Annotated in this window: 16 protein-coding genes and 1 tRNA gene; 10 read left to right on the top strand and 7 right to left on the bottom strand. The window is 54.7% G+C overall.

The genetic code is table 11. The features are described 5' to 3' along the window. Positions 1-848 precede the first annotated feature (848 nt). The 3 genes from K0A93_12710 to K0A93_12700 all read left to right on the top strand — a co-directional run bounded on the left by K0A93_12710 (position 849) and on the right by K0A93_12700 (position 4537). Complete coding sequence (locus tag K0A93_12710; protein MBW6512951.1) at positions 849-2714, top strand: hypothetical protein; 1866 nt, start codon at positions 849-851, stop codon at positions 2712-2714. A gap of 271 nt (positions 2715-2985) precedes the next feature. After that, positions 2986-3642: a hypothetical protein gene (locus K0A93_12705; protein ID MBW6512950.1), complete on the top strand. Its 657-nt coding sequence runs from the start codon at positions 2986-2988 to the stop codon at positions 3640-3642. Between the two features lie 85 nt (positions 3643-3727). Next, complete coding sequence (locus K0A93_12700) at positions 3728-4537, top strand: hypothetical protein (GenBank protein ID MBW6512949.1); 810 nt, start codon at positions 3728-3730, stop codon at positions 4535-4537. 299 nt (positions 4538-4836) lie between these two features. Here K0A93_12700 and K0A93_12695 read toward each other — a convergent pair whose 3' ends face one another. From K0A93_12695 to K0A93_12685, 3 genes are all read right to left on the bottom strand, one after another. Further along, on the bottom strand, positions 4837-5100 hold the full coding sequence (locus tag K0A93_12695) for a hypothetical protein (GenBank protein ID MBW6512948.1): 264 nt from the start codon (positions 5098-5100) through the stop codon (positions 4837-4839). 519 nt (positions 5101-5619) lie between these two features. Beyond that, positions 5620-6804, bottom strand: coding sequence for a VCBS repeat-containing protein (locus K0A93_12690; protein MBW6512947.1), 1185 nt, complete (start codon positions 6802-6804; stop codon positions 5620-5622). Positions 6805-7027: 223 nt separating this feature from the next. Further along, positions 7028-8440 carry a hypothetical protein gene (locus K0A93_12685; protein ID MBW6512946.1) on the bottom strand — a complete coding sequence of 471 codons (1413 nt, stop codon included), beginning with the start codon at positions 8438-8440 and terminating at the stop codon, positions 7028-7030. A 201-nt stretch (positions 8441-8641) separates the two neighbouring features. On the opposite strand from K0A93_12685, the gene K0A93_12680 reads away from it, so the two are divergent. Beyond that, positions 8642-8718 (top strand) — tRNA-Pro (locus K0A93_12680). Positions 8719-9227: 509 nt separating this feature from the next. On the opposite strand, the gene K0A93_12675 is transcribed toward K0A93_12680, so the two are convergent. From K0A93_12675 to crcB, 4 genes are read right to left on the bottom strand one after another with little or no spacing between them, the layout of a single operon-like run. After that, positions 9228-9818, bottom strand: coding sequence for an ABC transporter substrate-binding protein (locus tag K0A93_12675; GenBank protein MBW6512945.1), 591 nt, complete (start codon positions 9816-9818; stop codon positions 9228-9230). Further along, the gene (locus K0A93_12670; protein MBW6512944.1) at positions 9806-10723 is read right to left on the bottom strand and encodes a VacJ family lipoprotein; all 918 of its coding nucleotides are present in this window, start codon (positions 10721-10723) and stop codon (positions 9806-9808) included. The genes K0A93_12675 and K0A93_12670 overlap by 13 nt, the downstream gene beginning before the upstream one ends. Then, positions 10717-11364 carry a methyltransferase domain-containing protein gene (locus K0A93_12665; protein ID MBW6512943.1) on the bottom strand — a complete coding sequence of 216 codons (648 nt, stop codon included), beginning with the start codon at positions 11362-11364 and terminating at the stop codon, positions 10717-10719. Before K0A93_12665 ends, K0A93_12670 begins: the two co-directional genes overlap by 7 nt. Positions 11365-11385: 21 nt before the next feature. Continuing rightward, positions 11386-11760 carry a fluoride efflux transporter CrcB gene (gene crcB / locus K0A93_12660; GenBank protein ID MBW6512942.1) on the bottom strand — a complete coding sequence of 125 codons (375 nt, stop codon included), beginning with the start codon at positions 11758-11760 and terminating at the stop codon, positions 11386-11388. Positions 11761-11945: 185 nt separating this feature from the next. Between crcB and K0A93_12655 the strand changes: the two genes are divergently transcribed. The 6 genes from K0A93_12655 to K0A93_12630 form a co-directional block, all read left to right on the top strand. Continuing rightward, on the top strand, positions 11946-12692 hold the full coding sequence (locus K0A93_12655) for an outer membrane protein assembly factor BamD (GenBank protein MBW6512941.1): 747 nt from the start codon (positions 11946-11948) through the stop codon (positions 12690-12692). Between the two features lie 481 nt (positions 12693-13173). Next, positions 13174-14760, top strand: coding sequence for an acetyl-CoA hydrolase/transferase family protein (locus K0A93_12650; GenBank protein MBW6512940.1), 1587 nt, complete (start codon positions 13174-13176; stop codon positions 14758-14760). A 228-nt stretch (positions 14761-14988) separates the two neighbouring features. After that, entirely contained in the window at positions 14989-18888 is a 3900-nt protein-coding gene (locus tag K0A93_12645) for a DUF11 domain-containing protein (protein MBW6512939.1), read from the top strand. A 38-nt stretch (positions 18889-18926) separates the two neighbouring features. Continuing rightward, positions 18927-19427: a DUF11 domain-containing protein gene (locus tag K0A93_12640; GenBank protein ID MBW6512938.1), complete on the top strand. Its 501-nt coding sequence runs from the start codon at positions 18927-18929 to the stop codon at positions 19425-19427. 166 nt (positions 19428-19593) lie between these two features. Next, positions 19594-21042: a hypothetical protein gene (locus K0A93_12635; protein ID MBW6512937.1), complete on the top strand. Its 1449-nt coding sequence runs from the start codon at positions 19594-19596 to the stop codon at positions 21040-21042. A gap of 70 nt (positions 21043-21112) precedes the next feature. After that, on the top strand, positions 21113-21516 hold a 404-nt coding region (locus K0A93_12630; protein MBW6512936.1), incomplete at its 3' end, for a hypothetical protein.

Raw genomic sequence — 21516 nt, 5'->3', positions numbered from 1 at the left:
GCCAAATCAAGACGGTTCGGGTCACGCATCCTTCCTATCAACCACTCGATCAAAACGGCAACCTCATCGACATTGACGCCGTGATGAGGTTGAAATTGAACGAAATAGAAAGCCGCTACGAGCAACGAACAGTCGCTATGACAAGGAATCTCTCACGGTAGTACTTCGAAGCGTTGACCCACCGGCACGGCTTGAAGCTGAAGCTGACCTTCTCCGACTGACCAGCCCCGCCTTGGCTCCACCGCTACAGATGCATCGCTGTGTACGTTATCGGGGGTGCATTGATCAATGATCTGGTTCAAAGGCTCATTTTTGAGGAAAATTCAACAAGTGGGTAAAATATTATTTTTCACAAACAATTACGTTTTTTCTCATTTAGGCCTCTCCAGTCAGAAATTTTTCAGATGGGATGTGTATAGTTCGAAAAACACGATTGGACGACAAAATGAAAACTACACCACACAAGAAGATCTAACCGTCGATCTCGGCTTATTGCTGACCGGCGGTTTTTGTTTGTGATTCACTGTGAGAATATTTTCTCTTCTGTCCATTGAACCGGACTTTTGCAAATTTACGAGCCACACCTATAGAAGCACGAGGAGTCAATCATGCAAAAATAAGAAGTTATTGTCACCGATATTCAAATGCCATTTTCATCTATGGTTTTCTTTATGATCAAATGGGCAATCGCGACGATACCAGCGGCTATTATACTTTTAATTTTCGCAGCTGTATCGATGGGTATACTAACAAGCATAGGTGCTGGAATCTGAAATTATTTTCTAAAAACACGGCAGCAAAAAGTGTCCAACAGCTAAAAATCTAATTTAGCTACCCGAGGGGACGCAATGAACTATACTCAACAATTTTTTTCGACGATGTTCTGGCTTGTTCTCGGGGTCTTTGTTTTTCTTTTGTCAGTCCAGGTGTGCCGAGCAGCGCCCTGCTGGGCGATACTGATTCCCGTTGCGATAATCTCTTATCCTTTCTGGCTACAACTTCGGGAATCTTATTTATTCAAACGACGATTATTGCTATCAGGGGCAACCCTTGAAAGCAGTCAATTTAGGCGCTGGTTCTGGCGTGGTCATTTCGGTTCGTCATTATTATTGGGGTTGGCACTGGCATTTGCGACACTCCTGATCGCCTTCGTTATTTCCTTCCCTCTAATCTACTGGATTATCTTACTTATCGACACTGCCATTGTTGCGGCTTTGTACCTCACATTTAAACGTATTTCGGCAAGTCAGTTTCGAGAAGAATCCAGTGGTGTCATTATTCGAGTCTGGCCTTTATGGCTGACGAATATGGTCATTTTATCATTATTGTTTTTCGGAGCAGATTTTTTTATTGTCGGCTCTCAAGACTGGAGATTTACTGCGTGGCATGAAGTTATTCAGCAAACATTCGAAACATCTAGTCAAACAGTCAGTTGCTCGTGGCTTGCCTGGCTGGTAGGTATTCTGGCCGTCATTGATCAAAGCAAGTGGGCATTGGCACAACAAGTTATCCCAAATCTGCCAGGAACAGAATGGCGGCTCGCGGGTTGGGCCTTCATCCTCATAACCTGGGGGTTTTTTTCCTATTTAATGACAAGTTTTTTGATGGGTGTCTTATCCCTGATTGAGCAACGCCAACTTCGTACGGAATCGTTACTTGGTAAAAGTACTCTCTCTAAAACCTACCTGATCACGATTTTGGTACTCGCTATCCCCTATGTGTTGATTTCCCAAAAAATTTCCACCATTGATTTCAAAAATTTTAGCAACTACGCTCTGGAAATCATTCCCCAAGTCGATCCTTGTAAGGAATTTCATGAGAACATAAACGATGCACATCTGACGCTTGGGTCTATAATCGCAACGGGTCGAGAGGAAGCCCAGTCGAAAGCATTTTCATCGACAGAAAACTATGTTCAAGAATTGTTTGATGATATTGAGACTGCTGTCGATTCTTTTTTAGACGATTACTATACAATCATAGCAGAATACCTCCGCTTGGGATATGCCGTAACCGGCGGCTTTGCAAAGTATTTGGAGGGAAAGATAGCTGAACATTTATTTGAGAACACCCGGTTTGCAGATCGCTTAGAGGTCATAGATCGTCGTATCACGAATCAATCCATAGCTAGCATGGAAAACCTGGCACAAGGCTTAAAATTTCATTTAGAAAATGAAGCCACGGAGAATGCCTGTGTCGCAAAAGCATTGTACTTACCACACATCGATGAACTTCTCAGGCGCGATCAATGGAGGGCCGGGACAGCCGGAGTTGCAGGTTCGTCAACTGGCGTCGCAACCGTAGCTTTATCGAAAAAGGTTGCTGCGGCAACATTATCAAAAATCGCGTCAAAAAAGAGCTTTCAAGCAGTGGGCACTATGGTTGGCAAAGCTCTTGCGAAAAAGGGGGGCGGTGCATTAGCTGCAGCAGGAATAGCCAGTGCAATCTGCTCACCTGCCGGTCCTGTAGCTATTATCTGTGTTGGGATTGCTGGTTTAAAAACATGGTTGATCGTTGACAAAGTAGCTTTGGAAATTGATGAGGCTTTTTCTCGGGATAATTTCAAAGAAGACATCCTTTCTGCAATACATGAACAAAAAGACGAACTTATTTCGGCAATTAATAACAGACAGGAGATTATCATTACAAACCTTGCCAATGAAGCCCAGAGACGGCTCGACGCAATCTTTATCCCGGTGCGTGATGGACTATAAAAAGTTCTACCCCATCGCCTCCTTTTCAAAAAAAGGGTGTCACACCAAAGAGCTCTGTGCTGTTTGCCGACCATCGTCACCACCCGACCGCGTCTCCCGTCATCCAACTGCCTCTTTTTCCGGTGGAATCTGTGGGTTGCCCCTGAGTTGGCCCGAAGCCACAAAACACCCTCAGTTGGCGGAACTCGATAACGTTACTTTACCAGATGCATAAAACGCGCACCGGATAACGCTCCAACCCGCACAATTCCATTTTTTGCCAGAAAATGACATGATAATTACTCATAAAATTAAAAAGGTCTTACTCGCACTAACGATTGTGATCATCCTAACAGTTGGTGCCACTCTAGGTTTTGTTTGGCATCGCCTTCATGTGAGTGTTCCGCAAATCATTGAAACTTTGGGATCGGAGTATCTAGGTGTGCTGGTTAAGGTAGATAATGCGAATATTTCCCTTTTGAATGGAGTTGTAACTGTTGAAGGACTTCATGTCGGGCGTCCGCAAGGTTTTATTTCAGAGCCAAGTGTTTACCTGGATCGGGTGAATGTGGTGATCAGTCTACGCTCAATATTCAGCGACAGAGTAACCCTTCATAAACTTCATATCCATGATCCACACATCAACTATGAACATGGTCTAAAGGGTAGCAACTTAGCTACCATATTAAAAAATTTTGAGAAAAAAACATCCCCTAGAAAGTTCGACAAGAAATCAAAAAAACTTTTCATTGTCGAAGATTTTTTACTTGGTAGCGGCCAAGTGAGAATCAGTTCAAGGCTATTCGGGGAACGTAGCTTTACTTTGACTATGGATGAAATCAACATATCAAACCTTGGTGAAAAAAATGCCATCGATTATGTGAAATTGGTGGACATCATATTAGGTTCGATAATAGACAAGATTGAAATGTCACCTAAAAAAATATAAATCCACGCCCCAAGTTAAAGTTAAAGGATGACCATAAAAATCGATAATAGATCCATTAACCAATCGTCAAGGCTCGAGTATGATAATGCGTAGCGGTATGAAAAAAAGCATGAAGACATGGACAATTACAATAGCAGCAATTCTCGTTCTGTTGGGAGCCCCAGGATGGTTCTATTTTCAAGCCAATTTTGTTACTGCCCAACAGTCCGCAAATGAAATCCTGTCGATTCTAGACAAAGATTCGGAGTTTGGTGATCAATTGGCTGGTTTTGATTTAAATTTGGGAAGGGTCGCCTACATCACCCGCCCCATAGCAGCGACTAAACCCTGGCTTGATCTCATTATGGAACTGCGCGATTTTAGTGTCGGGAAAATTAAACCATGGGAGCAAATTAAAATAGTTTTCCCTCAGTTTTCTCTAGTTGAACACGGAATCGTTATGTCTCTTTATGCCGTAGACAAGGTTGATAGCTTTGATGACATGCAATCCCGATTTCGGGATGCCTACCGTGATTTCAAAGCAGGCGGAGAGGCTCTACGATTGGAGAAAGCAACTTGGTCACAGATCGATCAGATGATAGACTCTGCGGTGATCATGATCCCTATCATGACCAATTACGGTGAGAAGGTGGAATATTTGCGTGCCACCTCCAACACAGCAAACTCACAACTGTTGGTTGCACGACGCATATTGGATATGGAGACTATCAATCGTATCCCCTATTCAAATTTAGTCCTGGATCCTAGCCGCACAGCTCTAGACAGCGTGTTGGAAGTAACGGGTAAGATCGAGTCAGATTTTGAAAAATTTGAAGGCAAAGTAGACATCGACACTGCAACTCTGAACGCCATCGCCAATGTAGACGGCAACCGCCGTCGACTATTTTATAAATAATCGCACCTGAAAAATTTGATTTTGACGATTCTGAGGGTTTTTCATGTCTACTAAAATATCCACTTCAGCCTGTATTGTCGCCTTATCCTCATTTTTAATATTGTCTAATATTGCTCATGCGGAAACGATCAAGCTTTTCTATTTCGAAAATGGCCTTAGGGGGTGGAAAGGTGGGCATAAATCAATAGAAGCCTGCGAGAAAGCGGCAAGAAGCAACAGGCTTTCCCCTAACCAATATTACTGCTCTGAAACTCAAAATTACGATATAGAACGACGACTTGGATGGAGAAAATAATTTATTAGTGCATTATTGAAAAGGAGGGGGTGTTCTTCAGCACCGTATGTTCAAGGATATGGGCCACGCCGGTCGAATCATCCGGCGGGGTGCGAAAGCCGACACCGAACAGCGTATTGTCATCATCGCGCACCAGATGCATAAAACGCGCACCGGTCTTCCCATGGCTCAAGCGCACCATGGTTGCATTGACATCGGGCAAATCATCAACCTGGTCGACAACAAATCCATGAAACTGCTGACCGGGGGTAAAATCGTGTTGTTGCATATAAAGTAACCTCTTTTTTGATGGGTTCAGCCTGAATACAGAGACTCGGGCTATGTAAACAGGCACTTGAGTATTAGTTTTCATGCTCAACACGAGCATGCTCACTCTAAAGGTAACAGATTTTGTGAATAGATAAGAGCCACGTGTTGGCTTATTGCAAAAAAAACGGTAGACCGGGTCAAAGACCATGCTGAAAAGTGTTATGGACAGGAACAGGGCGGTGCCAACCTGGATGACATGAGTAAATTGCTCGGTCACAGTGACACCAAGGTGACCCAGCGCTATGCCTATCTGTCGGATGACGGTCTGAAAAAGGCACCTGATCAGGTTTCGCGCAGCTCCAGCGGCGACAATAATGAGCTCATAATAAAACTCTTCGGACAGAAATCAGCGCAGGACCGTCTGTCGACAACTGAGGTTATGCGATCATCCGCAAAAAAAACTGCCTTTGGCTGTCGGCCCGGTCCATTTCTCCCGTCTATAAGCCAAGGTGCCAACACAACACCCTCATGCCTGCCCTCAGGGAAGCGGAATTCCCATATCAAAGGTGCCGGGTGGGGATCCCCGCTGGAAGAAAACCTGGGGACCATCGTTGATAACCAGGTCGGTCAGGCCGTCATTGTTAAGGTCACCAAGAGCAATGAAATCGCTTGAAAACGCCCCCGCGATTTCCTGCGAAACAACAAACCCATCGGGCAGCCGGTTGTGCACAACCGTTACCCTCGACTCCTGCTGCGCTGAGTAAACCATAGAAATCACCGCGATGTCCGGTAACAGGTCAGCATCGAGACGGCCGATAGCCAACTGCCGGGCGCCGGCAGCAACGGGGACAACCAGCGCCGACAGAAAGGTGCCCGGGTGCTCCGGCGATTGCAGCAGCACGGCGATGGTCGCGCCGCTGCCATCCGACTCGTTGCCGCGGTGCGCAACCACCAAGTCGTTGATTCCGTCGTCATCCATGTCTGCTACTGCCACCGCAGCGGGACGGATGCCGGTAGCAAGTAACACAGGTGCCGCAAACGTGCCGCCGCCGGGGTGCTGAAAAAACACCGCAACCTGTGCACCGCTGATGACCACGTCGGGCAGGCCGTCCTGGTTCAGGTCGGCAACGGTAACGGCGATGGCGCCGCTGTTATTGGCAAGATCGACGCGCCGGTCGAAAGAGGGCGCAGCGTCAGGATCCTGATAGAAGACAGTAGCCCCGCCACCGGTGTTCTGCAGGGCAACAACCAGGTCGGCAGCCCCATCGGCATTGATATCGCTGATCGCCACCGCGTAAGGGGTCCCGCCCGCAGTGACCTCCCGTGCAGCAAGAAAGAGTTCCTGACCGGCAGTGTCCTGGAGCAGAAGGGAAACGGTTCCCGAGGTGCTGTTCGCCACGACAATATCCGGCAGGCTATCCCCGTTGATATCACCGACCGCCAGGTTCCAGGGATCACTGCCAACCGGGTAGCTGACCGGGGGCATAAAAGCTCCACCAGGCGTCTGCCGGTGGATCTCGACAGTCCCGGGGTGGGGCGGCGGGCCGGCGATATAGGTCTGGACCACCACCAGGTCGGCCAGCCCGTCAAGATCGAGATCGGCCACAGCGACACCCCCCTGGACATAAAAAGGCGAGATGGCGTCGCGCCCGCTCCCGCCGCCACCGCAACCAGGCAGAACCGCGCCACACAGGAAGACCAGGAACAGGACCGGGACTTTCATAACCACCTCCACGCCAGAGGAAAAACCCTATCCACCACGACCGGACGAACTGCCGCCGGATCTGTTGTCTTCACACCCCGGAACACCTCCATGGCGGCATCATGCCAAAAAAGAGGTTGGCAGCAAAGAAAACCTGATTCCCACCAGGATCCAGTTGGTTGCCGGTCGTGCCCGGAAGGTTGCCGGAAACGACGATATGTGCTTACCGAGGGGAGCCGGACAGTTATGGCACCGACACGCTGGGAAAAACATAGATCCCCCTCGGCAGGCAGACCCATACGTCCTCACCCGCCAGCGTCAATGCGGCGCTGTCGAGAACATCCGATGCCCAATCTGCACCCAGATCGGTCGTAGAACCCGGGGTACTGGTTGCGGCAGAGAACTCCCGCAGGGCGACACGCCAGACTATCTGGTCGAAGCCCCCCTTCTCCTGCTTGAAGACCATGACACGGAGAGTCGTTGGCGTGGCGGCGAGGGCGAGAATCCCGTAATAGTTCTTTGGCCGTTCCTCATCCAAAGTGGCGACCTCAAACGTGCTGACCTCATAGGAGGGGAAGGGATTGAAGCGAATGACGGTAACAAGGTTGTCGCCTTTAGGCGCGATCCAGACGGTGTCCCCGGCCACGGCCATGATTCGATCCCGCCCTTTGAATGGGACATCCAGGAGAATTGTCGCGACAAGCTGATTGGTCACAGGATCGATCCTCGACAACCGGATCGCCGATTCGGGTGTTCTGCGCGCCGTCGGCTTTCCCAGCACCCAGACCGCATCTGCCTCCGTTGCTATCGTGTCCACCCCATGTGGCAGAGGGATGGTTGCAAGCACGGCTCCGGTGACCGGATTCACTCGGGACAGCAGAGGTTTTTCCCCCTCTCCTGCCGCCAGCCAGACCGCACCGGGCCCTCTGGCATGAGCGAGGGAGGCGTATGGTTTGCCGGCAATCGGGATGCTTTCCAGTAGCTGGTACGTCTGCGGGTCGATTTTTTGATTGACGGATCCATCTGTCCAGAATATCGCACCATCTCTGTAGACCAGGCTGCGACAAGCTTCCGTATGACGGATAGATACCCCTCCGAAGGGCAATCGCACCCGCCCTCCGCGTGTCACCCGTGATGCATCAGGACAACTGCTTCTGCGCAAAAGGTGGTGCCCACCCAGGTTCGACCAACCTGAACCCGTTACCCTGCGAAAATGGATGTGGACGGCCCGGTCATTCTCGAAGGTGATGTGGTCAAATTCGTCACACACCGGCACAACAAGGGGAACCGGCACAACATATACCGGAACAATGCCGCAGTACTCGCTTCTGTTATAAACCCACTTCTCCTGTGCCGCAGAAATGGTCACAATCTCATCCGGTTTCCCCCAATCGCGCAAAAAATCATCTTTGCAGACCGGGTTCCCGGAAGGGTTGAGATTCCTGATAGCATCAAGAGGCCCCCAGTGATCCCTGGTAAAAATGTCATTCTCGAGGGGATAGTCGGAGTCGCACTCGACCGGGTACCGTGCATAGCCGCCGATACACCCCGCCAGCAACAGAATCCCAAGGCAGGCAATCCCAGTTCTGACAGCGCGTGCCACCTGCACCACCGCCCCGGTACCGGCAATGTGCAGAGAATTCGCCTGCCGGCTCATGATACCCTCCGTCTTGTCCGTGACTGCCACGCTGAGGGGCAAAGCTGCACCGGATTTACCTTCAAGCTTACTGCATTTACTGCCGTTATCAAGCGGTTGCGTACTCAACTCACCCTCACCGCAAGAAGGGCCGGATTAATATTGTGCCTCCGCCAAAAAAAGATTGAATTATTGTTGTCACCGTGTTACCTGTATCGCCCTCGGAGCGTAGCGCAGTCTGGTAGCGCGCCTGGTTTGGGACCAGGATGTCGGAGGTTCGAATCCTCTCGCTCCGACCATTAAAAAATACGTCGACCATCTGGTCGGCGTTTTTTTTTATAGCATGAGAGAGGATTCGAAGCGTAGCGAGCGCTGACTTGATGTCAGAAAAGCGGCCATGGACGGCCGCGTCAGCGAGCGCAGGGGAGCCTACGCAGGAACCCGCCGGATGCGGGTGACGTAGTAGGCGAATCCTCTCGCTCCGACCATTAAAAAATACGTCGACCATCTGGTCGGCGTTTTTTTTATAAAATCAAGAGGTAACTATTCAGCACTATCCTTGCGCAGGGTCGGGGCTCCTGTGGCAAGGGTGTTTGTCGCCATGGACGGCGACAACAAGCGGTCAGGGATGACCCAACGGGAAACAATCGCGTCCCTTGACATAGGATCCGAAGATCCGGTGCTGAACAGTTACATCAAGAGAGAATTCGAAGCGTAGCGAGCGCCAATTAAAACAGCAGAAGGCACAACCCAAAAACCTGGATTGTGCCTTGCGTTTAACAGTTATAAGCGTGGAGCATCCTTAAGATCAACCCGTCGACATGCCCGTGACCCGTTCTTCCATGAGACGGAAGAGACCGTCATAGCCCTGGCGGCGGATGATTTCACCATAACTGGCGCGGTAGTTCATGATCAGGCTGACGCCATCAATAACGATATCAAAGACCCGCCAGTTCTGCTGTTCGTAAACCATGCGGTACTGCACCGGCAGTTCAAGTTCATCAGCGACAACCAGGGTATCAACGATGGCGCGATCATCTTTAACACGCTGCTGCAGATACCTGACGGTTCCACCGCTATAATCATCTATCCGATTCAGGTAAGTATCCTCCAGAATCCGGGTAAACAAATAGACAAAATGCTCACGCTGTTCCTGGGTGGCATCATTCCAGTAGGTACCGAGGGTGCGCTGCGACATGGAATCGATACTCAGGAATCTCTGGGCGCGGCCCCTGACCCGTTCTTTTTTTTCACTCAGACTCATCTCGGGGTGATCGAGAATCTCCAGGATTGAGTTGACCATCGACTCAACAGAATTAAGCGGATCCGGCTGAGCATGAACCGGTGCCGCCATGACAAGCAGTAGGGTAAAAATTATCCAGTTTTTTATCTTTGCCATAAGTTAAACCATTCCAAGGGGTTAAAAATTTCACCGTCAAAAATCGGCGCCTGCAAGATATTGAGATTATAAACCGGATCACCAATTTGTGCCAGTCGCCGTTGGGCGTAAGCTGTGCGGATAAACAAATACGGGTCGATGGCATCACGCTTTATCCCCTCATAGGTATCACGATCGAGGGACAGACGATTGGTAGAATCCACTACCCGGATGAGAATGATATCTTCCGTGGCGAGCCCGGCATAGCGGACAGGACCCGCAAAAGAATCAACAAAGGTACCGGTTCCATCGCGCAAACTGGATGGCCCGACGACGGGCAATACCAGATAAAATCCATGGCCGAAACCGTACTTCCCGAGGGTCTGGCCAAAATCCGCAGGAACCCGACGAACCTCTGCCACACTGGTTGCCGGATCAAACAATCCACCAACGCCGATGGTGCTATTGACGATAAAGCGATAGGTTTCTGTGCCGACATTAGTCAAGTTGAGCTGCAACAAGGCGTTGGCGACACGTATCGGAGTAGACACATTGTTGAAAAAATTACTCACGGAAACCCGTGCCGGACGCGGAACGATCGCTCCATAACCACGGGCTACAGGCTTGAACAGATAAAAATAAAGCTTGTCATTAACCCAGAACACGCCCCGGTTAACAGACTCAAAGGGGTCAGCAATCAGCTTGACAGGAGCATCCCAGTCATCAAAGTCCGCATCCCAGTCATCATCAAAACCCTTGCCGGGTTCGGCGTTAGAAAAATCGTCGTCAGTCTGACTGGCTGGGTAATTTGTCGGGGCGGCTGCTGCGCGGTCGAGGTTTGACTGCGAAGGCGCTGTTTTAGTCGCAGCGCAACCGCCCAAGCTAAAAGTGCCAATAACGATCAGCAGTAGCAAACGTGTCAACATGCTCCCCTCCGGGTTGCGCTTCTTTTTTCTGCGACAAAAAGGCCGGGAGCCAGCCGGCGGTTAGCCAAATGCAACTGTAATACATTGTAGTTGTTGCTGTTGAGGGTCGAAAAGAAGCAAGCAACGGCAGCCGCCTCGTCTTCACCTCCAGGGTGCCCGGGATAAACCACGACAGCCATCCTACCACCCCCGACCAGCCCTCCAAGGGCCTGCCCCAGGGCCGCGAGGGTCGTATCGGATCGGGTGATCAGTTGCTGGTCACCTCCAGGCAAATACCCCAGGTTGGCAATAATTGCTGTTGCTGCCCTGGGTACCGCTTCAGCATAGCGGCTATGGCAGCAGTTAAGGAGATCAACGCCTGATTGGGCCGGCAGGGGCACGCTGCTATGATCCATCATCCGCACCCTGGCACCGGCAGCAAGCAAGCGTTGTTGCGTTTGCTCCAGCGCCACCCGCTGCACATCAAAAGCGACGACCTGACCTTTTTCACCGACCATCCGCCACAGGGCCAGAGTATCCTGGCCGCGCCCGGCGGTGAGGTCAACAGCAAGATCGCCGGGGCCAACAACCTCGGCAAGGAGGTCATGGCTCCAGGGGATCATCCGGCTCAAACTGCCATACTGGCATGCAGTTTGTTTCATCAACAGGGCGGCCTCCACATCTCAGGCAAGCTGACGGGCAACTAGTATGCCGGCAAAAGCAGCCGCGAGACACAAGGTTACATTGAACAGGACATTGGCACCTGCCGACCAGTAACTCCCCTCTTCCAGCAACACCAGGGTCTGATAGGAGAAGGTCGAAAAGGTGGTAAAGCCGCCCAGAAAGCCGACCGTCAAACCCAGACGTATATCCGGGGAAACGGGAAACTGGCGCACCCCCATGGTAAGCAGTAGCCCGAGCAGAAACGACCCCGACACATTGACAATCAAGGTTCCGTAAGGGAAGTTGCGCCCGGCCAGTTGCTGAACCCAGAGAGTCAGCAGATAACGCAAGACACAACCGAACCCACCAAACAGTCCGATGTAAAAAACCTTCATAAGCAAACATCTATTCCGACAGTAGATAAAATTCGCGTCATTATCAATAAGGAAGAAGACCCTGTCAACAAACAGATGGAGCTAACACCTGCCGTCTTCCTCGGTTACCAAGATCATTGACAAAAATCGAGGGATTCCGTAGGTTGCTGGGTAATCCGTTCCTGCTACCCAAGGAGTTCTGCAGTATGGCTCGTTTTCTTAAACTTAGTATCATTTTAACACTTATTGCTTTGCTGGCTGGCTGCAGCAGCTCCCGGCCAACACCGGAACAGAACGCGCAAAAACTATTTCAATCGGCAGAGCGCCTTCATGAACGCGGTTTATGGGAAGACGCCATCGCGGCCTGGGAGCAGGTACGCGATACCTATTTTACTCCTGAGTTGAGCATGCTGGCAGAACTCAAGATTGCCGAGACCTACTATCTGGCCGAACGTTATCCGGAAGCAGCGACCAGCTACAGCGCATTTCTGCGCCGTTATCCTAATGATTTTCGTACTTCCACAGTGCTCTTTCGCCTCGGTCAAAGCTACTACCGCCAGATCCTTTCGCGTGATCGCGATCAGACCAATACCCGCAACGCCCTGAACACCTTTGAGGATTTTATCCGCAAGTACCCCAACGACCCCAATGTGGCCCAGGCGGCTCAACTGGCTTTGCGCGCCAGAACCCGATTGGCCGACCACGAAGTGTATGTCGGCAGATTTTATCTGCAACGCAAACACTACCAACCGGCGATCCAGCGTCTGGAAAATATCCTTACCCGGTTTCCCGATTACTATTATCGTGACGAAGCCTTCTTTTTTCTTGGCCGCGCCTATCTGGCTGCGGGACAAACGGAAAATGCACGGCAAATTCTTACCCAGCTGGTAGAAGAGTTTCCGACCAGCACCTATTTCGCAAAAGCCAATAAGTTGCTCGATCAAAAAAGCTGACATCGAGGTGTAACTATTCAGCTATTGAGCTGCTGTCCTTCGCACAGGATCGGGGATCTTGTGGCAGGAGTGTTTGTCGCTATGGACGGCGACAACAAGCGGTCAGGGGTGATCCAACGGGAAACAATCGCGTCCTTTGACTTAGGATTCCCGACCCGGTGTTGAGCAGATACGTTGAGGTTATAAATGCTCACTACCCGGCGCTGATAAGCAGCAGGACACATTTTACCAGAAGTGATAATTTAGCACCTCTTGGCCACGTTTTCCCTTGACTTGCCAAACTTCACCAGTATATAAGAAACGCTGTTATTTTAAACCCGGGCGATTGATTCGTTGAAAGGGTTGACAAAACCCCCTTACGTTTTTTTTAATCTTTATATTTTAGCATCTTAGACACCATTTCGTTGATCATAGAGCTGTTTTAACAGCACTTTAACTGGTGCATGTTGCGCCACTGATTCCCGTTACAGGAGGAGAGAGAATGTCCGAGTTCGGAACACTTGAGAGTCGTGTACGCCGCAAGTCCTTGCTCAACAAAGTAAGATCCGCAGAAGACTGTATTGAGTTTTTTACTCCGGGGCAAAACTTGGTCTGGTCCGGGTTTACTCCCGCAGGCTACCCCAAAGCAGTCCCGATTGCTCTGGCTGACTATGTTGAGGCTAACAATCTGCAAGGCAAGTGGAAATTCAATCTTTTCATCGGCGCCTCGGTTGGTGCGGAAACTGAAGATCGCTGGGCAACCCTCGACATGATCGACCGCCGCTGGCCCTACCAGACCGGCAAGAACATCGCCGCCGGCATCAATGCCGGTCGTATCCGCATGGGCGACAAACACCTTGGTCACTTTGCCCAGGATATCAGTTATGGCTTCTATACCGAAAACGGCCGCTACGACATCGGCATTTTCGAAGTTTCTGCGATTACCGAAGACGGTGGCCTGGCACTGACCAGCTCCTGCGGTATCGTTGCCGAAGCCATTGGCCTGTGCGACAAGATCATTCTCGAAGTCAACACCGGGCAGCCCTCTTTTGAAGGCATTCACGACATTCACATGCAACAGAAACCGCCGCATCGGGCGCCTTTCCTGATTACCGAAGCCCATACCCGCATCGGCTCACCCTATGTCCCTTGCGATACCGAAAAAGTTATCGCGGTGGTTGAATCCAAACGCCGTGACAAAGGTCGTGCTTTTGCCGACATGGACGACACTTCCGAAGCTATCGCTGGACACATCATGGAATTTTTCGCCCACGAAGTGAAACGCGGTCGTCTGCCGGAAAACCTGCTGCCGTTGCAGTCAGGTGTCGGCTCTATTGCCAACGCAGTTGTCGGTGGCCTGGCCAAGGGCCCCTTCTCCAATCTGTCGGTCTACACCGAGGTTCTGCAGGACACCATGCTCGACTTCTTTGACGGCGGCAACCTCAACTTCGCCTCAGCCTGCTCCTTGTCGCTCTCCGAGAGCCCGGGCTTCCCGCGCTTCTTCGACAACTGGGACAAGTACTTCGGCAAGTGTATCCTGCGCCCGCTGTCGATTTCCAATGCCCCAGAGCCGATCCGTCGTCTTGGTGTTATCGCCATGAACACCCCGGTCGAATTCGACATTTACGCACACGCCAACTCCACCCTGGTTGGCGGCACCCGGATGATTAACGGCCTCGGCGGCTCCGGTGACTATCTGCGCAACGGCTTCCTGAAGATCATGCACACCCCGTCGACCCGCCCGAGCAAAACCGATCCGTTGGGCATTACCTGCGTTGTGCCAAAAGCACCGCACATTGATCATACCGAACACGACCTCGACGTACTGGTCACCGAGCAGGGTCTTGCCGACCTGCGTGGCGTCGCCCCAAAAGAGCGCGCCAAGCTCATCATCGAGAAGTGCGGCCACCCCGAGTACAAGCCGATTCTTAATGATTACCTTGAAATGGCCACGAAAGAATGCTTGGCAAAAGGGATCGGCCACGAGCCGCAACTGTTTGACCGCGCCTTCAAAATGCAGCAGAACCTCGCCACCAACGGCACCATGCGCATCAAGAGCTGGGATATCAAGATTGACCTCTGCGAATAAGCCGGGTTGTTTCAAAACACCATCTAAAAAGGCCCCGCCGGAACTACGGCGGGGCCTTTTTAGGTTGACAGGCGCAGAAAACAATTTCTCAAACCACACATTATTATCTTTACATTAAACTTTTATTTTGTTATAGTTGACTAATATTTCACCAACTATCGTCGGGTTGCCGTTTTTTCAAGACAACGAAGACAACAGTCCCTGGTAAAACGGGGGGGGTCTACTTAAATGCTCTTGGCAACGAAACGTGCAGCCCGGCAGTTCATCAAAAAAACGCTGCTTGCATCTCTGGTCGGAGTCGTTTTGCACGGTGCGGTCCTGTTCGGGCCCGGGCAAGCCAGCGCCGCCATCACTTCGATCGAACCGATCACCTGGAACGTCATCGGTCTCGACAGCAACTCGCCGATGGCCGGGCCCAACCGCTTCCCGGTCGGCGCGCGCGTCTGCAGTACAACGGTCGAAACCGGCTTTCCCGTCACCCTCTTCTGGGAAACCGCCAACCCTTACATTGAGCTGACCGACAGCTCCCCCAACCCGGTTCGCATCGACATCCCTGCCGGCGGCTGCGCCGACGCCTATTTCGAGGTCGCGGTGCAAAGGACCAGCGCCGCCTTTGAAACCGCCCGCGGCTACTACATCAGCGCCGGCGGTCTGACCACCCCGCGCCCCCGCGAGTTGTACGTCAAGAAACTCGTCTCCCAGGGGCGCAACGGCATCATCAACCTTGAATACGGCACATCCCTGAGCAACCTGGCCTCGATGCCGGTCGGCGGCAGCTTCAGCCTGATCAAGGGTGAAACTTACTACATCCGCATGAGCAGCTATACCGCGCCGGGTGGTTACGAACAGCTGGAGACCTTCTCGACCCTGCCCAACACCATTTTCCAGGTGCTCTCGGTCAACACCACCTATACCGCCGACACCACTACTAACGTCTCCTCGCCTCACGACCAGCTGTACGCCGACGCCTGCTACTGGGAAGACGACCCCAACGACCCCAACTACATGGCGTGCAACGACAGCGGCAAGATCGGCGGCTCCATGACGATCACCTACCAGGTGAAAATCATCGATGTTGTCGCCAGTGCCCAGCCGATCTATTCGCTGATTTACGATCTGTCCGGGGCGAGCTATCACTACAACTCGGACTACGCCAGTGGCGCGCGCAACGTGTTCCTCGTCGATCCCGAACTGGTGACCATCAATAAACGCTTCTCGCCTGGCACCATCACCTCCGGAGGGGTTTCAACCCTGAGCCTGACCCTGACCAACCCCAACAGCGGTACGGTGAGCGGGATCGATGTCACGGACGACCTGACGTCGGTCGTCGTGACCCCGGCCGGGGGTGTGATGGCCGTGGCCGACCCCCTGGTTGTGACCAATACCTGCGGCGGCGACCTGCTCGACGCCAACGGCAACAATCTGGCGGCGGGTGCCACCGGCCTGGCACTGACCGGTGCCAGCGTCCCCGGCTACGGCAGCTGCTCGATCATCCTCCAGGTGACCGCCGATCTCGAGGGAACCTACGAGAACACCGCCGACCTGTCGATCGCCGACTTCACGACCTCGGCCGTCGCCAGCCTGACAGTCGATGACACGACGATCCCCCGGCCCATGCCGCCGTCCTCATGTCCGGGAGAAGAAATCATCCTGGCCTCGTGGAACTTCGACAACTTAACCGCCGGCCAGCCGATTCCGGCAGACAACAACTTTTCATTCAAGGCTGAGGATGTCGACTTCGCGAGCGCCAGCTTCTTCCTGTCGGGCGGTACCGGCGGCAACACGATCACCACAGCCCAATCGGTCAGTTCGCCAAACGCCTGGAGCGGCAGCGGCTGGAACATCACGGCCCAGGGCGCACCAACATTGGGCAACACCCACTTCAGGTTCGATGTCGACAGCTCCAATTACGGCGGCATTTTCATCGAGCTGCGGGCCAGGATCAACGCCAACGGCAACTGGACCGGCACCAACAACAATCTGCGCCTCTGGCGCAACGGCAGCCTCCTCGCGCCCGACGACACGGGCTTGCGTACCACTTTCGATGCCTACACCCGGCCAGCTGCGAGCAACTACCGTCCGGAAACGTCATTCGCCGTGCAGGGCTATTACGCCAAGACCAACGATGTCGCCATCGCCGCGCTCTATCTCGATGATGTGGTCATCAAGGGCTGCGCCTTTATCGATACCGACCCGCCAACCATCGCAAAAGAGTTTGTCCCGGCGACCATCGCTGTCGGCGGCGCCTCGACCCTGACCTTCACCATCACCGATCCGGCTGACGACGGCCAGCCGTTGAGCGGCGTGGCGTTTACCGACGAGCTCCCGGCGAATCTGCAAGTCGCCTCCCCCCTGACAACGTCCAACACCTGCGGGGGCAGCCTGACAGATGCGGCGGGCGCCAACCTAGCGGCGGGCGCGACCGGCATTCGCCTGACGGGCGGCAGCCTCGCCAATGGCGGCAGCTGTCAGGTTGCGGTCAATGTCACCACCAGCGTGTCCGGTCTCTACGACAACGTCAGCGGCTATGTCACCTCTCTCTACAGCGGCGCCAACACCGACCCCGCCACCGGCATCGCCCGGGCCACCCTGACGGCGCTACTGCCGCCGACCATCGAGAAGACTTTTTCTCCGAGCCAGATTTTCACAACGGCTTTCAACGGCTTGTCGACCCTGACCTTCACGGTGACCAACCCGAACCCGGACCACGCCATGGTCGGCGTGGCGTTCAGCGACGAATTCCCGGGAGACGCGCCCGATGATGTGGTGGTTGCCGACCCGCCCGTGGCGACCACCAGCGGGTGCGGTGCCCCGGTCTACACTCCGGTCGCCGGAAGCGGCGAGATCTCTTTTAGTGGCGGCACCCTTGTTGCCGGAGGCGTCTGCGTGGTATCGGTCGATGTCGAATCGGCCACTGCCGGTTACTTTGAAAATACCAGCGGCGCGGTGAGCCATCTCCTCGATGATGCCGTGCTGGGGACCGATTATCCGTTTGGAGCCGATACCGCCTACGCCGTCCTGCTGGTCGAGGAACCAACCTCGGACCTCTCCCTGCTCAAGCAGATCGGACCGGGCGCCGACGGCCCCTGGGGCTCAGGATTGATCGTGCCGACGGGCGCTGATGTCTACTACCACTTTATCGTCGAGAACATCGGCGACACCGCGCTGAGCGACATTGCCCTCAGCGATCCCCTGGTCAGTACAGCGACCTGCACCTGGCCCCTCGTCCTGCCGGTGGCCGATGCCCACGACGACGACCACGTTGCAACCTGCGTTGTCGGGCCGATCACCGCCCAGGCCGGCACCCACTCGAACACGGCCTACGCCACCGGCGTTTATGACGGTACATCCTACGTCAGCGGGGAGTCTACCGCCACCTACGCCACCTCCGATCTGACCCTGGTCAAGAGCGCCGTCGAAGCGCTGTTCAACGAGGAGGGTGACACCCTCACCTACAGCTACGCGGTCACCAACGCCGGCGGCGCCAGCCTGATCGGCCCGGTCACTGTCACCGACAACCGCATCGCCGAGGTCGCCTGCCCGGCCCTGACCACCGTCGGCAACAACGATGCCTATCTCGACGACGGTGAAACCCTGGTCTGCACGGGGAGCTACAGGGTCACCGCCGCCGATATCGCCAATCGCCAGGTCGTCAATATTGCGCGGGCCGTCATCGACAGCGTTCCTTCACCGACCGCCAGCGCGTCCGTAGCCATCGGCGCGCCGCTGCTGACCATCCTCAAATCGGCTAACCTGGCCAACGCCAGCCCCGGCGACACCATCGTCTACACCGTGCAGATCCACAATACCGGCAACGGCCTCGCCACCAGTGTTGTCCTCAAGGACCGGCTGAGCCCCTACGCGGCCTTCAAGCTCGACTTCGACGACACCGTTCCGTCCGCAGAACCGTTTGTCTTCACCGACACCACAGCGGCGCCCGACGTCTCCGACTTGAGCCTGGGGACACCCGAATACTCCTCCGAAAACGGCGGCGAAGCGTGGACCTACACCCCGGTCGACCGCGGCGACGGCCATGACGACAAGGTCACCAACTGGCGGATCCCGATGAACGGCACGCTCAACCCGGGCGGCAGCATTTCGCTCCAGTACAAGGTCATCGTCAAATAAACGCGACGCTTCGCGCCGCAGCAACGAAAGGAATTTTTATGATCAGACCAGTCAAAACAACGCGCAAGCTCCTCCTCATCCTGGCCCTGCTGGCCCTGCCGCTGACGGCCTGGGCGGCGCCGCAGATCGACATCGCCATCACGGCGCAAAAGGAGATCGTCGTCGAGGAGGACGGAAAACAGGTGAAAAAGATCGTTGAGGCGAGCGAGATTTTCCCCGGCGAAACCCTCATCTACACCATCAGCTATGCCAACTCCGGCGATGAAAGCGCGACCAACGTCGTAATCGTCGATCCGCTCCCGCAGGGGACCGTCTATATCGCCGGCAGCGCCGTTCCGGCCGCCGGCGCCACCTTCTCCATCGACGGCGGCACAACCTACCAGGCGCCGACGCTGCTGACCTACGAGGTCAGCCGGGCGGACGGCACCCGCCAGCGCCAGGTGGCCACCCCCGACCTGTACACCCATATCCGCTGGATCCTGCCGGCGATTGCCGCCGGTGAATCCGGCCTGCTCACTTTCCAGGTTCGCACCCAGTAGAGAGACACCCGCATAGATCATTAAGGAGAACACCATGGACAGAAGTCACCCGCAGCGGATCAGAACCCCGGCCAGCCCGAACCGGGGTCAGCCCCGGGACCCATTTGTCGAAGAACAGCCATTGCCGTTACCAAAACCGACACGCAACACGCAAAGGAGAACCTGTATGAACCGACGCATTTCGACATGCCGTCCACACCGCCTGGCCGTCGTCGCCCTGGCGACCCTGGCGGTCCTGGTCTTCCCTCTGGCGGCCCTGGCCAACACCACCGCCGACACCACCATTCTCAATGTCGTCCAGGTCGACTACCAGGATGCCGGCGGATTGACAAGCTTTACCGCCACGGCCTCCTCCATCGTCACCGTCAACCTGGTCGCCAGTCCGTTGCTCGCTTCGGGCCCACCGACGGCAACCACAGGCGATGAAGGCGGCGCTGCGCTGACCTGCCCGGACACCACGGGCACCTACATGGTCGCCTCCGGCACGACCTTCGAGTCGCTGTTCGCCCTGACCGCTACGGCCAACGGCAATGACTTCTACGGCCTGGTGATCGGCAACACCCCGACCACTGCCGGCAACGTCGCGGTCAGCCATCAGTACTACACCTACAATGGGACTGACGGTTTCACTCTGCTGGCGACCGATCCTGCGGATCACGAACTCGGCGCGGCCGTGGTGGTCGGTTTCAGCGGAACCGACACCCTGTACTTCCCCGGTGGCGCCCTGGCCGGCTTCGCAGTCAACGATATCGCTGTCATCGACGGCATTGCCTACCGCGTCACGAACGTTACTACCGGCACTGCCGCCGTACACGCCAACGCAGGCGCCGTCGAACACAATGATGAGGGCAGCACCACCGCCGAAGCCCAGGGTTCACTGACCCTCGCCGCCCTGCCGGTGACCGACATCAGCATCAACGGCGCCAATGTCGCCGTCGGCAGCGGCACCGTTCCGGCTTTTAACAACAGCGTCATCGGCCTGGTGATCGGCGAAATGGTGCTGGTGAAAATCAGCGTCACCGCCAGTGCCACCGCCACCACCGGCAGTGTTGCCTACACCCTCACCGCCACTGACAGCGGCGACGGCGCGGAAACCATAGCCTGTACCGTCAATTTCGAAGGCGTCGGCCTGACCATCCGCAAGGATGTCCGTAACGTGAACGCCGGTGGTACTTTCGGCGCGACGACCGCCAGCGGCAATCCGGGCGATGTCCTCGAATACCGGGTAACGGTCGCCAACACCGGCGGGATCGCCACTCAAGTGGTGGTGACCGACGCCGTGCCGGCCTACACCAGCCTGGTCGCCGATGCCTACGACTCCGGCAACGCATTCGCCGTGATTACCGACAACGCCGACAACACGGTAAATGTCACCGCGGCGAACGACGGCGAGACCCAGCCCCTCGATCTGGTGGAAACCGGCTACGGCGAGGCCACGGGCAGCGCGGCCGGCAGCGATCTGACCTTTTTCCTCGGCAACACCGCCACCAACGCCGCCGGCGGCACCCTGCCGTACTGCAGTGACGGCACCAGCCTGACAGTGGCCGCTTGCACAACAGCAGGCAAAGAATGGATCGACACCCTGACCATTATCTATCAGGTCACCATCGACTGATCCGGCCCGACCGGGCGGCAGCTGCCGTCCGGTCGAAGCCGGCTGAACTGAACAGCCCAACGGAGGCAACATGCAACTTACCAGCCGAATTCTCGTCAGCCTGCTGCTGGCCCTCGGCCTGCTCGCCCTGTCCGCCGGCCAGACCCTGGCGGCGGTGGCAGCCAACACCCAGATCGTCAACCGGGCGACCATGTCGTACTACGATGGCACGACGACCCAGACGTCCAGTTCGACCGTCACGGTCACCGTCGCCCTGGTCCCCTCACCGCCGGGCATCGAGCCCGGCCCACAGCAGTCGATCGCCTACGCCGGGGCTGACACCCAGCTCGTCAACAGCTTCACCGTGATCGCCACCTCCAACGGCCCGGACAGTTACAGCCTGGCCACGGCGATCACTGCCTCTGCCAACACCAGCGGCGCCAGCGCCGAGGTTTCGCCGTTGACGAGCATCACCCTCGGCGCCTCGGTGACCCT

It is taken from the genome of Desulfuromonadaceae bacterium, from assembly GCA_019429445.1.
In the GTDB taxonomy this organism is placed as follows: Bacteria; Desulfobacterota; Desulfuromonadia; order Desulfuromonadales; family JAHYIW01; genus JAHYIW01.
Note: the sequence above shows the minus strand (reverse complement) of the source record. Positions and strands in the feature narration are given on the sequence as shown.

Coding starts and splice junctions, on each gene's coding strand:
- K0A93_12710 (MBW6512951.1), top strand. CDS start 849: ATGAACTATACTCAACAATTTTTTTCGACGATGTTCTGGCTTGTTCTC.
- K0A93_12705 (MBW6512950.1), top strand. CDS start 2,986: ATGATAATTACTCATAAAATTAAAAAGGTCTTACTCGCACTAACGATT.
- K0A93_12700 (MBW6512949.1), top strand. CDS start 3,728: ATGCGTAGCGGTATGAAAAAAAGCATGAAGACATGGACAATTACAATA.
- K0A93_12695 (MBW6512948.1), bottom strand. CDS start 5,100: ATGCAACAACACGATTTTACCCCCGGTCAGCAGTTTCATGGATTTGTT.
- K0A93_12690 (MBW6512947.1), bottom strand. CDS start 6,804: ATGAAAGTCCCGGTCCTGTTCCTGGTCTTCCTGTGTGGCGCGGTTCTG.
- K0A93_12685 (MBW6512946.1), bottom strand. CDS start 8,440: ATGAGCCGGCAGGCGAATTCTCTGCACATTGCCGGTACCGGGGCGGTG.
- K0A93_12675 (MBW6512945.1), bottom strand. CDS start 9,818: ATGGCAAAGATAAAAAACTGGATAATTTTTACCCTACTGCTTGTCATG.
- K0A93_12670 (MBW6512944.1), bottom strand. CDS start 10,723: ATGTTGACACGTTTGCTACTGCTGATCGTTATTGGCACTTTTAGCTTG.
- K0A93_12665 (MBW6512943.1), bottom strand. CDS start 11,364: ATGAAACAAACTGCATGCCAGTATGGCAGTTTGAGCCGGATGATCCCC.
- crcB (MBW6512942.1), bottom strand. CDS start 11,760: ATGAAGGTTTTTTACATCGGACTGTTTGGTGGGTTCGGTTGTGTCTTG.
- K0A93_12655 (MBW6512941.1), top strand. CDS start 11,946: ATGGCTCGTTTTCTTAAACTTAGTATCATTTTAACACTTATTGCTTTG.
- K0A93_12650 (MBW6512940.1), top strand. CDS start 13,174: ATGTCCGAGTTCGGAACACTTGAGAGTCGTGTACGCCGCAAGTCCTTG.
- K0A93_12645 (MBW6512939.1), top strand. CDS start 14,989: ATGCTCTTGGCAACGAAACGTGCAGCCCGGCAGTTCATCAAAAAAACG.
- K0A93_12640 (MBW6512938.1), top strand. CDS start 18,927: ATGATCAGACCAGTCAAAACAACGCGCAAGCTCCTCCTCATCCTGGCC.
- K0A93_12635 (MBW6512937.1), top strand. CDS start 19,594: ATGAACCGACGCATTTCGACATGCCGTCCACACCGCCTGGCCGTCGTC.